Genomic DNA, 13,299 nt, shown 5'->3' with positions numbered 1-13,299 from the left:
TGCTGTCAATGGAGCCCTCATCTTTTTCCAATCGAAGCTGCCGTTGGCCATTGCCAATACCCTGGATATGATAGGAACTGTCACTAATGCGACCGAGGCATGGACAGGAAAAGAGCTGATTACTGGACGGAAGCTATCCACAGGAGAGCGAATACTCAAAGCGTCGTTTGCGGTATTGGAAGGATTTATGTTAGGATATAACGGAGCTAAGACGGTTAAGGGAAAAGTAACTAAGGTTCCGGAAGTAGATGGGGATGCAGGAAGTACGTATCATGGACAGACGGTGCCGGGTGAGAAAGCCAGTGGGGCTAAAGGTAAATTGGATGTATCATCGAAATCTTTTGAATCACTTACTGCAGATGAGAAAAAAGTAGTAGAATCACTTTTGGAACAAGGGAAAGATGTTAAACTTATTCCAGAAGCTCCAAATGTAAGTAAGACTCCCGATCTTTTAGTTAATGGGATAGAAACTGAAATTAAAACACTTAATGGAAATAATATCAATACATTAGTTACAAAAGTGGGTAAAGCATTAAAACAAGTAGATGGAAACGGTAAAATTGTTTATGATATATCAAAAGCAAACTTTACACCGCAACAAATGGATGAAATAATTTCTAGACTAATTGGTAAATATGGAAAGGATATAGTTGATAGAATTACATTTATAAAATAGGAGAGTGATTTAATCGTGAAAATAAAATGTTTATGTGGAAATGTGCTTAATGATGAGAATTTGGAAACAACGAATCCTTTAATTATTTTTCCGGAGAACGAGTATTATGATGTGTTAGAGTCAAATCCGAAAACCGTAGAAGAACTTGTGGATAATATGCCTTTAGGGTCAATGTGGGAGTGCAGAGTTTGTGGGAGACTTTTCTATTTCAAAGAAGGAAAATTTGATATTTATAGTTTAGAAGAAGAAGTGTTTGACAGTAATTAAAGATTATTAGATAAATTAAAAAGGCACTCTATCAATCGACGGGAATCGAGAAAATAGAGCCTTGAATAGTAAGAGCGAACTCACTAATCAAGTTGCCAATAGCTAACAAAAAGCTAGCTGTATTTATTGTACAAAAATTCAAGGGATTTTTCTAGCCTTTTTGAATGTTTATTAAGCGTACAGTAATTTCAGCTAGAAAAATGTGAAACTATTGAAACGGTATTAGTGAGGAAACAATCACTGATACCGTTTTTTCGTGTATCAAAATTGAAGGAGTGAAATAAATGATTCAAACAGAAAACAAGCAACCGATTAAAGAAATTAGCTACCAAGATATTTATAGTCTATATGACAATTGGGAACAACTACAATCATGGAAAGAAGTATTACCAGTTCTGGAAAAGTTCTTCGAGGATGAAAATAGACCCGTCAATAAGCAACAAATGGCTAGAAAATACTATGCGTGTTCACGAGTCTTTATGCTGTTTTACCAAGATTTTAGTCAAACTATGCAAAGAATGGAAAAGCAGTTATTAGAGTTACGAAGCAAGAAAAAGGTTTAGAGGTCTTCCAATGCTATTTTGCTAGATTCCGAGGGTGAAGAAAGAAGTTTTTAGGAAAGAAAATTCAAGTGCTAAAGCAAGCGGTAGGCATGTTAGGCTGAAAAAGTTCGAGGAACTAGTCAAAGTGATAGCTATTTTGTGAGTTCCTCGGGCACTGACAAATGCACATGCCTACTACTAAAAGTCAATGGCGATGAAATCGACGAAGTGAACCATTTACTTTTAGTAGAGTGTTATTCAGTTGGTGGATTGATGACAATATCCATATCTAAGTTCGATTTGTTTTGATTTTCAGTTGTTCGGATTATATTTTCAGCTAGATCATTGGCATAGAAATCAACTTCTTTTTGAATACGTTTATCGTAGAGATAAAGAATCGCTTGTTTCAATTCTGATTCAGAAAATGTAGAAAGTCGTTCCATGAAAAACTTGAAAATTTCATCAGTAAAATGTTCGGTCATAATATTGTAATGAGCTAGAAAAGAAGCTTTTGACTGAACTGAATTAAGCAACTCGAGTTCAGAATGTGATTGAACATTATCGCTTCCGATAAGTTGCTCTGCTGGAATTTCTAGTACTTCTAAAATTTTTGATAAGCGATTACCTGTAGGGAAAGTATGACCTTTTTCATAGTTTATAATGCTTTGCTTGGTTAAGCCAATTTTTTCAGCGAGTTGAGATTGAGTGAGTCCTTTCTTTTTTCGAATAGACTTAAGATTTTCTGCGAAAGTTTGGAATTCAGGATTCAAGTTATCACCTCCGTTGGTATGTTAATATTTTATCTTTTGATTTATAAAAAGTCAAATTTAATTTTATGAATAAGTTGACAGGTAAAATAAAATTATGATATATTATTTTTTAGGTAAAGTTAAAATGAGTTTGAAACTTAGATTGTTTGGTCGTGGTGCCATGCGCGCGACGCCCCCAAGGCAGGAGCGCAAGCAATGAGTGCCAACGACCAAACCGAGCGAAGCTCGTTGGAAGGGCGCAAAGTAACACCGCCCTGACATTTACCGAAATTCGAATAGAAACGTTGATTTATCAGTGCTTACAGCGATTTGAAAAGTGCATTGAAATGACCATTTAAGGAGGTGGTTCAATCGGAAATTAAAAAGCCCCCACTACTAATAGGGGGGCTACGTGTACAAGGAACAGATTTACTTATGCAACATTGCTTAAATAAAAAAGCAGAATTTCAAAAATAAGAAACTGAATTTCTTAGATTCAAAACTCCACCATCGCAAGTCGAGTATACCATAATTTAAGAAATTCTCCAATTCAAGAAATTAGATCGGCTGACGCTTTCTTGCCCGCTACTCGTCACCATTGAGTACGTAGAGGCTTCAAACTGAGATTGCCACTAATTGATTGGATAGAACTGGAGGACTATGGATAGAAGCAAGTATTTGTATGTAGGTATGGACATACACAAAGAAACGCATACCGCTGTATTACTGAATTACCTAGAAGAAAAGCTAGGAGAAATCAAAATCAAGAACACCTTACAAGGATTTCACAAATTAGAGGAGTATATACTTAAACAAAAAAATGAATTGATACCTGTTTTCGGATTGGAAGACGTCACTCACTATGGCAGAACCTTATCTATTTTCTTACTCGATAGAAACTATCCAGTAAAAGAAGTGAACCCGTCTCTTTCATATATGGAGCGGATGAGTTATGCAAGTACTAGAAAAAATGATACATGGGACGCTCAATGTATCAGTGCAGTACTTATGAGACGCTCACATGTATTACCCGATGCAAACCCACAAGACTATTACTGGACAATGCGCCACTTAGTCAATCGAAGAAATGCACTGGTAAAAGCAAGTACAAAACTAATGCAACAATTTCATGAACAGATACAAACAGCCTATCCGAACTATAAAGGTTTTTTCAAAGAATTAGATTGTAGAACCTCTCTTACCTTCTTTGAACATTATCCGTCACCTAAGTACTTAGAACATGTAACAGAAGACGAATTAGGCGCATTTTTACGAGTACCTAGTCATAATACTTGTTCTACAAATCGAGCTAGAAAAATCCTTGATTTAGTGGCACAAGAGACGACAAAAGAACGAGACTATCAATTTGCCCGAGATACAGTGATTCAGAGCATTACAAGGCAATTAAGAGCGTATCAACGAGAAATTAAAGAGCTGGAACGGACAGAAAGACAAATGTATCAAGAACTAGGTTATCATCTAGAAACCATGCCGGGAATAGATATTGTGACCGCTTGTGCCTTAGTCGGTCATATAGGGGATATTCAACGATTCTCTAGTTCAGATAAACTAGCGAATTATGCGGGTGTCGCACCATTGAGATTTAGTTCAGCTGGAAAAGGAAAAGACGTACAAAACAAATCACAAGGTAATAGAAAACTGTATTCAACGCTTTACTTTCTTGCGATACAACAGATTTATCTAACGAATAAGAGAGAACCACGAAATCCAGTATTTCGGGCTTATTTCGAGCGGAAAGTTTCAGAGGGAAAAACAAAGATACAAGCGTTATTGTGTATTATGAGAAAATTAGTTAAGATAATTTATAGCATGATGAAACAAAAAACAGACTATAAATTACCGAAGATTGAAGAAAAAATCGCAAGTTAAGAAAAACTGGTTGAAACGTTGATAGAAAAGCGTTTTGACTAATTTTTAAAAAGAGTAGTTCTCCGCCCCGAGAAAGCCAGTGGATCTAAGCGGAATGCGTCTCTTTTTTTATCATGATCTTTTTAATGCTTAAATACATAAAATCACGTATAATAGTACATAGTGAAATTTCAGAGGAGGGTACAGCATGGCATATCAAGCATTGTACCGTGTATGGCGTTCACAGCGTTTTGATGATATTGTGGGTCAAAAAGCTGTAACGCAGACGTTGAAAAATGCCATTATGCAGCAGAAAACGTCTCATGCCTATTTATTTACAGGCCCTAGAGGAACTGGGAAGACGAGCGCGGCAAAGATTTTTGCTAAAGCAATTAACTGTAAAAATAGTGTTGACGGGGAACCGTGCAACGAATGTGCAATTTGTAAAGGAATCACTGAAGGTCGCCTGAATGACGTGATTGAGATTGATGCAGCCAGTAATAACGGTGTGGAAGAAATTAGAGATATTCGAGATAAAGCGAAGTATGCTCCTACACAGGCTGAGTATAAAGTATATATTGTTGATGAAGTACATATGCTTTCCACTGGTGCGTTCAATGCGCTGTTGAAAACCTTGGAAGAGCCGCCGAAAAATGTCATCTTTATTCTTGCGACTACAGAGCCTCATAAGATTCCGCTAACCATCATTTCCAGAACACAGCGTTTTGATTTTAAGCGGATTGGAACGCAGGATATTGTCGAGCATCTTGCACATATTCTGAAAGAAATCGGGTTAACCTATGAGGAGCAAGCATTATACACGATTGCCAGAGCTGCTGAGGGCGGGATGCGGGATGCATTAAGTATTCTGGATCAGACAATTTCCTTTGGCGATGATGAGGTAACACTGGACAACGCTCTTCAGGTAACAGGAAGCCTGACCTTTGAGATGATGGACAACTATATTGCAGCTTGTGTTTCGGGAAAGGCAGAAACAGGGCTGGAGGTCATGGAATCCATTCTCGGAGCTGGAACAGAGGCTAGTCGTTTTCTAGAAGATATTCTATTGTATTGTCGAGATTTACTGATGTATCAGCAGGCACCAAAATTATTGGAAAGCAAGACAGGCACAATCACTGAGCAGTTTAAAGAGCTGTCCCAGCAGATTGCCCCAGAACGAATATACCAGCTGATTCAGATTTTAAGTGATACACAAAACGATATCCGCTTCACCAATCATGCAGCGGTTTACTTAGAAGTAGCAACGGTGAAGCTGGCTCAAAGCAGTGGTTCAGTAAAAGTGGCTCAGGCAGCAGGTATTCCGGAAAATAGCCCGGATGTTTCTGAGTTAAAGGCAGAAATTCAACAGCTGCGTCAGGAGCTTGAAGAGCTTAAGAAAAATGGTGTTGCCGCTGTGGAACCAGCGAAAGCTGCCCCGCGTCAGCCTACTAATCGGACTGCTGTAAAAATTCCAACGGAGCGGGTTTATCAGGTTCTGCGGGAAGCAACACGAGACAACCTGCTTAAGGTCAAGGAAGTTTGGGAAGACATGCTGCAGATGATGTCTGTAACACAGCGGGCGATGCTGAAAGCGAGCGAACCTGTTGCAGGAAGTCCAACTAGCTTGGTAATAGCGTTTGATTATGAAATTGTCTGCACTCGGGCAACAGGAGATGATGAGCTGCAGCTGGCGGTTCACAACAATCTAAGCCGGCTAATTGATTACGCCCCTCAGATAGTCTGTATCACTAGAGACAGCTGGCCGGGGCTGCGTCAGACGTTTCTTCAGCAGCATAAGGCAGAAGATAACACACCTCCTGCGATTGACGAAATTACTGAGGAGGAAGAAATTCAGCTTGTCCCAGATGAAAATCAGAATTCTTCGGGCGAGCAGCAGCTTGTTGATGAAGCTGTTGCCAGATTTGGTGAAGAACTAGTAGAAGTAGTAAATGATTAAAGACATAGAAAGGAAGAAGAAATAAATGATGCGTGGAATGGGAAATATGCAAGGAATGATGAAACAGGTTCAGAAAATGCAGAAAGAGATGGAGAAAGCTCAAGCTGCTTTAAACGAAAAGGAATTTACAGGAGAAGCAACCAACCAGCTCGTAACAGCTGTATTTACCGGAGATCGTAAAATGAAAGATGTTATCGTCAAAGAGGAGCTTGTTGATCCAGATGATGTAGAGATGCTGCAGGACTTAATTGTTATGGCTGTTAATGATGCGTTAACTAAAATTGAAAAAGAAACAGAAGCAACTTTAGGCAAATATGCTAAAGGAATGCCGGGATTATAAAAAATAGAAGCTATTATATAGAAAGAAAATGAAGCAAGAAGTCAGCTGGTCTCTCCCAGCTGACTTTTTTTGAAGAAATATAATAAAACTATTGACCCGTACCTATGGTAACGGTTTAGACTGTAAGTAAGCTAGCAAAAGAAATAGAAATGGAGTAGATGAACATGTTCAAAATTGGAGAATTCTCAAAAATATCAAATATTACTGTGCGCACATTAAGACACTATGAAAAGCTGGGACTGCTGATTCCTTCTGAAGTTGATCCGTACTCAGGGTATCGTTATTATAAAGCCGAACAGCTGTCAAAAATAAATCGAATTAAACTGCTGCAGCAGGTAGGCTTATCCCTTGAATCAATTAAAGAAATTCTGGAGAAACAACAAATGGACGTTTTAAATTACTACTATGAGATTAGAGAACAAGAATTAGATCAGGAAATTGATGCATTAAATAGAAAGAAAAATTTAATTAATGAATTACAAAAACAATTGAAAGTGGGAACCAACATGGAAAAATATAATGTTGTACTAAAAACAATTCCTGCAAGAACCGTAGCCAGCGTAAGAAAAGTGATGTCAAATTTTGAAGAGGAAGGGAGGCTGTGGGGGATTCTTGGAGCAGAAATGCAAAAACAAGGAGTGATTCCGCTTCCTGGATCACTGCCGACAAGTCTGTATCATGACAAAGAATATCGGGAAACAGATGTTGATGTTGAGGTTCAAGTAGCTGTTGCTGCCGGTCGTCAAGATACAGATGAAATCAAATTCTATGATGCGTCGGAAGTAACAATAGCTTCAGTCACATTTAATGGCAGCTTTGAACAAATGCCTCAAGTTACCCAGGCTATTGCGGTCTGGATTGAAACGAATCAATACAAGGTATCTGGACCAATGATTAATCGCTCCCATGTTTCTCCAGGACAAGATCCAAACCCAGAAAACTGGATTACAGAAGCTTCCTTTGTAGTTGAGCCAATACAATGAAAATAATAAATAAGAGAATGAACTGAGAGGAATTTCCTTTCAGTTCTTTTTTTGTTTTCGTAAATAAACGTCGTGCGATTTTAAAGCTTACCGCTTCAAAATAATCAACTTAATGTAGTATTTAGAGATTAAATTTATCTTAGAAACCAAAATAAATAAACAGTACAAATAATTTGATTTATTTGAATTAAAAGAAATAAAGTTTAGTTTATTTTTCTTTTTTGTCAGTAAAAGTAAAGAAAATTGTTGATTAGTAAGGTCTATTATATCGAAAATTCTTTTATTTTAAATATTCATTATTTAATAGCGACTCTTAAATGAGCTGTATAGTAGCTTAAAGATGATAATAATCTTTGTTATTGCGCTTTATTTCTTTCTATCAGATTTTTGTTCATTTGATTTTCTCATTTATTTTGATTTTTTATTAAAAAGGTGAGAGAAAAACAATCATAAACCATCTAGACTTTAAAAAAGTTTTGATATAAAATTAATTTGGATTTAAAAATTTAAATATTTTTTTAATAATACAAATTATTATTTCTTAAAGTAATGATTTTATGAAAAATCAAAGTTGTTCTAATTCATTTAGATTTTTGCATGTTTTTAAGAAATAACAATTGTGTTTGAATAAACGGATACATAATTTTCATTTAACTATCAAGAAAAATGCTTTTGAGGAGGTAATCATGATCAAAACAAGTGTGAATACGGGTATTATTGCATTGTCAGCAGATCTTGCTGAACCTTATTCAGAAGAACTGAAGAAGAATGATATCAATGTAGTACCGTTAACAATGGAAAATTTCGAACGATACATAGATCAGCTGGATGCAGTGATCATTAGGGAAAATCCGCAAGAAGATGTCAGCTACACTTGTCAGCTGCTAGTCAAAATCAGAGAGAGTTCAGATGCATTTGTATGGGTGTTTTCATCAAGCTCTCCTAATTTAATGAAGGTTGTCTATCTTCAGCTGGGGGCTGTAGGCGTGATTTCCGAGGATTGCAAAGCGGATGAGCTGCAGCTGATAATTTCAAATAGTGTATCGAAGAAAAAACGACAAGGCAGTGTTACAAGAGAAAGTCGAACAGTTTTTAAAGAAGATAAGAAGAAAGTGATTGTTGAACTGCTTGCTAGAAACTCTAGTGTGAAAATCAATGGGCAAAAGGAAATTCCGCTGACTAAGCTTGAATACAAGGCTTTAGAATTTCTATATAAAAATGCAAATACAGCAGTAACATATAAAGAAATTTTTGAAAGTGTCTGGAAAGAGCCTTTTAATGGTAAAAACTATCGTGTGGCTAACCTGATTTTTCATTTACGTGAAAAAATTGAGAACGAAACTGGAAAAATTAAATTGATTCAGACAGTACGATCAAAGGGCTACATGCTACTTAATTAAAGGTTGTTATAACGGTTTTTGGATAAAGCAAGCAGAACTAAAGGAGTATTACGGGTGACCTAAAACAGGTTTCATTTTCTGACAAAGGATAAATGACAGAAGGAAAACACAATATGAATTTCTGAGTTTATCACTATTTGGAAGGAATTTGAAATAAATCTGTCTATTTATTTAGACAACTATTTTTAGAGGAAAGGAGGAAGAAAATGAAATTCGGAAAAAGTTCTTATATAGCTGAACATTTTGTAAAACTAGTAGGAATCGTCGTTTTTTCATTTTGCTTTAGCTTTATAGGAGCAGAAAAAGCTCAGGCAGCGCCTGCTGATGTGAATGATTGGGGAGGCTTTGTTAATGCGCTGCAAGATCCAAATGTTTCAGAAATTAATTTAAGTGGATCATTTGCTAAAACAACAACTGCTCCAGGAAGTATTTCCAGAGATATCACAATTAATGGGAATGGATTTTCAATTAATTTTGGTACAGGAACACCGAATGGGGTGATTTTAGGCAGCGTTGGTCAAACTACTACTTTAACATTGAATAATGTAGATATTCATAAGTACACAACACCGGGAACAGCAACTTTTTCAGGTGATGGAGCAAACTGGATTATCAATGTGAATAATGTTACGACTGGTACTCAGACTACAGCTGCACAGAGCGGACTGATTGATGCGGTAGGTGCAACAGTTAATATTAGTGGAACAAATAATAAGTTTCGTATGTATTCAGCAGCTGATTTATCTCATATCAAAGCGAAAGCGTTGAATATTGCGGATGGTGCGAACGTTACATTTGCACAATCTAATTATCGGTCATCGATTTTTACCGGAGAGACAGTCGTGGTTGGGAAAAATGCAGTTGTCGATATGGGTCTATGGACTATAAATGGTACAGCGTCAGCCAATGATTATGGGTTCAACGCCTCTACTAGTGTGCTTCTTGATGAAGGTTCAACCGTAAAAACTGGTGCGATTTCTGGAAACTATTCCAAGATTATCAATACAGGTACTTTTACAGCCAAAACAGGTTCGCTTCTGGAAACAACAACATCATCTACCTATACAAGTGTAATTACTGCGTCAGGAGATGTTGTGTTGGAAACTGGTGCTACTGTTAAAGGAACCAATAGCGGGGCGAACAACACACAGATTGATGCGGCCGGTGCAGTTAATGTTATGAGCGGAGCAACATTGGATCTAACTGCGAGTGGAGTAAATACTACTCAGGTTAAGTCGAATGCGGCAGAATTTATCGTTAGAAATGGTGCAAATCTGAATGTTGAATATACGAATACAACAAATACAACAAGCTACTCATTTTATGTGAATAAGTTTGTTGTAGAGGATAATGCAACGTTCAAATTAACACCAACAGGAACAGGTCACCGAATTTACGGAACAGGTTTTACTGTTGGTACCGGTGCTGATGTAGAGATAGCAAGTAACTCTGCAAACAGTGATGCAGCCATATTCCTAATGGGTAATGCAGAAGTGTTAGTCAAAGAAAACGCGAAAGTTGCTATCACTAATAATGGAACAGCAGAGACTGTAACTGCTAATGCTAACTATGCAAGTGGTGCAGAAGGATCTCATGGAATCTATGGTTTGATTTCTAAGTTTACTGTTGAGCCAAATGCAAGAGTGAATATTAATGCAAATACTATTGGTTACTGGGTTCGTGGTAAAAATGAACTGAATATGTCTGGTGGAGCGTATATGAATGTTCACTCTAAAATCAGAGAAGCTTTAGCACTCTCATATGATTTTGGTGATGGTGCACATACAGATAAGCCAGCAACCATTAATATTTCTGGTGCTGGTACTAAGCTAGACATGTCATCAGATAATGTAGATTTTACAATGAATGATGGCGCTACAATGCGTGTTCAGGGTGACGGTTCTGTATTCAACCTGAAAGATGGGGCTGAGCTATACAGTACCAATGTTCGTACTTCTGCACTGCAAATGCAGTCGCAAAACTCGGTATTTAATGTAACAAATGGTGCCAAAATGCATTTGATTAAAGATTCCGCAGGTGCAACTAATTACACTTTAGGAGCAACCTTACGTTTTAGAATTAGAGGAACTCAGACCTTTAATATCGATGGCGGTCAGGTAATTATTGAAAACAAAAACTCGCTTTCCTTTGGTATTCGGATGTACGGTGATAATAACCATGTTAATGTTACTAATGCTGGACAGCTGCGTATCATAAATGAAGGTAACAGTGGTAATGCTGTTGATAGCGACAAAGGCGGAATTCAATACACTGGAACAGGCTCGTTCAATTTGGAAGGTAAAGATAGTCTAGTTGATATCTCTGCAGATCAAGGGCCAGCGATTTATTCTTCATCAACATTAGGAGCAACAGTAGGTCCAGGAGCAATTTATATCTTGGAAGGAAGAACTAATAGTAACAATGAAGGTGGTGCAATCAATGCAGGGACACTGTCCTTTGATTTAGATGCACCAAAATATTTCGATCTTCGAAATAATCGTTCAGGTGGAGGATATGCATTATCAGGTGGTTCATCTTCAGTTATGACTTCTAAAAACTCAGATTTATCTGTTTGGAAATCAGGGTCTAACTTAGATGGAAATCCATTCAGAGCATGGTCGATTTTTGACTATAAATTAACTGGTGCAAATTTCCGTACTATTGCTGATACTAACGTACCGCTTGAATTTAACACAAACGTGGATTCTTATGGTTCTGTTGGAGCACAAGCATACTCACGTATGAGTGCCAATAATGCCTCAGCGGTTATTGATGAATTGCGTGTGCCAACGAATGCTGACAAGTATTTCTACGGACATGCTTCTGTACCGGAAGGTCTGGATGACATTCGTGATGCTTGGACTGATGAAGTGTACGTGGAAGTGGAAGTCAAAAATCCTGACGGTTCGCGAGCATTTACTACAACTGTAAAAACGATTGGTAAGGATGATTCAAGTCCTGGTTTATCAGTTTATGGTGAAGCAGCCCGCGGCGGGATGTTTGTTGTCCCAATGCCGAATGGTGAGTTTGTTAAAGAAGGTATGACTATTGAAGTTCTAGCTGCATGGCGTGGTGGCGCTGATTCAACTTCTAATCGAGTTCACGTTAGTGGGCCGGATGATATCAAAACGGGCGTTGTTGAAGCAATCGATGTCACACCGCCGACTCAGGCAGTTTCAACTGAAAATGTAACCAATGCAACTAAACAGCTGAAAGGGACCAGTGATGAAGACGGCGCGAAAGTGTTCGTTAAAGTCAATGGAAGCTGGTTGAAGGATGATGCAAATCAAATCGTCTCAACAACTGTTTCCGGCGGTGCTTGGACGCTTAACCTGCCAGGCTACATTAATAAAACGGATAAAGTTGATATCTATTTGAAGGATACAACAGAAATCAATCCTGAACCAACATACACATTGCCGGTAACCTACACACAAGAGCCGGATGGCGTCTATGGGAATATTAACGAAGAAGTAGATGGCTATGATGCTTATGTTGGCTACCATGATGCAGTCAAGGTTGGCAATGAAGATGACCGTTTTGATGAAGCCCTGCGGAAAATTACAGCGGATGTTTTACCAGATAATCCTGATTTGAAGAAATCAGTAGTATCTAGTGGCGGCGCGACTACTTCTGTTGGCGATGAACTAACCTACACTTTAACGGTGAAAAATGATAAAGCTGATTCTGAAGACTGGACAGGTGTTGTGTTGGAAGACACACTAGCAGCTGGAATGGAATTCGACTCAACGGATCATGGCATCACTATTAAACAAACAGATGCAGGTGGAACGGTTACAGATGTTCCATTACAGCCTGATACTTTCACGTATGAACCAAGTACGCGCGTATTGTCAATCAAAGTTGGAGATATTCCTGCTCTTTACAGTTATACAGTGACCTTTAAAACCACCGTTAATAACAGTAAAGTTGGCGTGGATATTAAGAATACAGCGGACGCAAATGGTTATTCACCGCAGGAAGACAATAATCCATTTATTCCTGGACCAATCAATCCAGCGGGACCATTTAAGCCAATTACTGTGACATCCAATGAAATTGGCGTGCCAGGTGGTGAAATCCACGGAACCCTACAGTTAATTTCTGCACCAACTTCTCTTGAGTTTGGTTCACAGAAAGAAAACTTAAACGGAAAGACTCGTGTAGAAAAACCAACAGTTGTTGGTTCACCTTTAGTGGTATCGGATAATCGCGGGAACCTGGATCAATGGAAAATGTTAGCGACATTAACGACACCATTTACTAATGGGAGTCAAGTGTTGCCTAATGCGTTGAAATACAAAGCAGGCAATAATGAATACGCCTTAACAGGTGTGGCGCAAGAAATCTTGATTCATACCCACAATTTACCGGGAGACTACGATATTACTCAAAATGAGTGGACGGCCAAAGGAGACGGCTTTGTCTTTGAAGTGCCGGCTGGAAGTATTAAAAAGCTGGGGAGCTATCAAGCAAAACTATTATTCACACTTACGGATGCAAAATAACAATGGAG

At 38.1% G+C, this 13,299-nt stretch carries 10 protein-coding genes; 9 read left to right on the top strand and 1 reads right to left on the bottom strand.

Features of this window, described 5'->3' with window-relative positions; translation table 11 throughout:
• From ACYSNQ_RS13185 to ACYSNQ_RS13175, 3 genes are all read left to right on the top strand, one after another.
• Nucleotides 1–676, top strand: a 676-nt coding sequence (locus ACYSNQ_RS13185) for a pre-toxin TG domain-containing protein (RefSeq protein ID WP_426084039.1), incomplete at its 5' end; no start/stop codon positions are given.
• Nucleotides 677–691: 15 nt separating this feature from the next.
• Nucleotides 692–943 carry a hypothetical protein gene (locus tag ACYSNQ_RS13180; RefSeq protein ID WP_426084038.1) on the top strand — a complete coding sequence of 84 codons (252 nt, stop codon included), beginning with the start codon at nt 692–694 and terminating at the stop codon, nt 941–943.
• Between the two features lie 284 nt (nt 944–1,227).
• A complete protein-coding gene (locus ACYSNQ_RS13175) occupies nt 1,228–1,506 on the top strand; it encodes a hypothetical protein (protein WP_426084037.1) in 279 nt (92 codons plus the stop codon).
• A gap of 233 nt (nt 1,507–1,739) precedes the next feature.
• Here ACYSNQ_RS13175 and ACYSNQ_RS13170 read toward each other — a convergent pair whose 3' ends face one another.
• Nucleotides 1,740–2,255, bottom strand: coding sequence for a helix-turn-helix domain-containing protein (locus tag ACYSNQ_RS13170; RefSeq protein WP_426084036.1), 516 nt, complete (start codon nt 2,253–2,255; stop codon nt 1,740–1,742).
• A gap of 639 nt (nt 2,256–2,894) precedes the next feature.
• Between ACYSNQ_RS13170 and ACYSNQ_RS13165 the strand changes: the two genes are divergently transcribed.
• The 6 genes from ACYSNQ_RS13165 (at nt 2,895) to ACYSNQ_RS13140 (ending at nt 13,291) form a co-directional block, all read left to right on the top strand.
• Nucleotides 2,895–4,124: an IS110 family RNA-guided transposase gene (locus ACYSNQ_RS13165; RefSeq protein WP_426084035.1), complete on the top strand. Its 1,230-nt coding sequence runs from the start codon at nt 2,895–2,897 to the stop codon at nt 4,122–4,124.
• Nucleotides 4,125–4,311: 187 nt separating this feature from the next.
• Nucleotides 4,312–6,060: a DNA polymerase III subunit gamma/tau gene (dnaX, locus tag ACYSNQ_RS13160; protein WP_426084034.1), complete on the top strand. Its 1,749-nt coding sequence runs from the start codon at nt 4,312–4,314 to the stop codon at nt 6,058–6,060.
• 25 nt (nt 6,061–6,085) lie between these two features.
• On the top strand, nt 6,086–6,400 hold the full coding sequence (locus tag ACYSNQ_RS13155) for a YbaB/EbfC family nucleoid-associated protein (RefSeq protein ID WP_426084033.1): 315 nt from the start codon (nt 6,086–6,088) through the stop codon (nt 6,398–6,400).
• Nucleotides 6,401–6,564: 164 nt separating this feature from the next.
• Nucleotides 6,565–7,383, top strand: coding sequence for a MerR family transcriptional regulator (locus ACYSNQ_RS13150; RefSeq protein WP_426084032.1), 819 nt, complete (start codon nt 6,565–6,567; stop codon nt 7,381–7,383).
• 686 nt (nt 7,384–8,069) lie between these two features.
• Complete coding sequence (locus ACYSNQ_RS13145; RefSeq protein ID WP_426084031.1) at nt 8,070–8,783, top strand: winged helix family transcriptional regulator; 714 nt, start codon at nt 8,070–8,072, stop codon at nt 8,781–8,783.
• A 206-nt stretch (nt 8,784–8,989) separates the two neighbouring features.
• Nucleotides 8,990–13,291 carry a pectate lyase-like adhesive domain-containing protein gene (locus ACYSNQ_RS13140; protein ID WP_426084030.1) on the top strand — a complete coding sequence of 1,434 codons (4,302 nt, stop codon included), beginning with the start codon at nt 8,990–8,992 and terminating at the stop codon, nt 13,289–13,291.
• Nucleotides 13,292–13,299 lie beyond the last annotated feature (8 nt).

Source organism: Enterococcus sp. LJL51 (genome assembly GCF_054871795.1).
The sequence above is the reverse complement of the archived record's forward strand: the minus strand, read 5'-3'. Positions and strand labels throughout refer to the sequence as shown.

What these genes read in the sequence shown, in the direction of transcription:
- ACYSNQ_RS13140 (WP_426084030.1), top strand. Translation starts at nt 8,990, where the DNA reads ATGAAATTCGGAAAAAGTTCTTATATAGCTGAACATTTTGTAAAACTA.
- ACYSNQ_RS13175 (WP_426084037.1), top strand. Translation starts at nt 1,228, where the DNA reads ATGATTCAAACAGAAAACAAGCAACCGATTAAAGAAATTAGCTACCAA.
- dnaX (WP_426084034.1), top strand. Translation starts at nt 4,312, where the DNA reads ATGGCATATCAAGCATTGTACCGTGTATGGCGTTCACAGCGTTTTGAT.
- ACYSNQ_RS13155 (WP_426084033.1), top strand. Translation starts at nt 6,086, where the DNA reads ATGATGCGTGGAATGGGAAATATGCAAGGAATGATGAAACAGGTTCAG.
- ACYSNQ_RS13150 (WP_426084032.1), top strand. Translation starts at nt 6,565, where the DNA reads ATGTTCAAAATTGGAGAATTCTCAAAAATATCAAATATTACTGTGCGC.
- ACYSNQ_RS13145 (WP_426084031.1), top strand. Translation starts at nt 8,070, where the DNA reads ATGATCAAAACAAGTGTGAATACGGGTATTATTGCATTGTCAGCAGAT.
- ACYSNQ_RS13165 (WP_426084035.1), top strand. Translation starts at nt 2,895, where the DNA reads ATGGATAGAAGCAAGTATTTGTATGTAGGTATGGACATACACAAAGAA.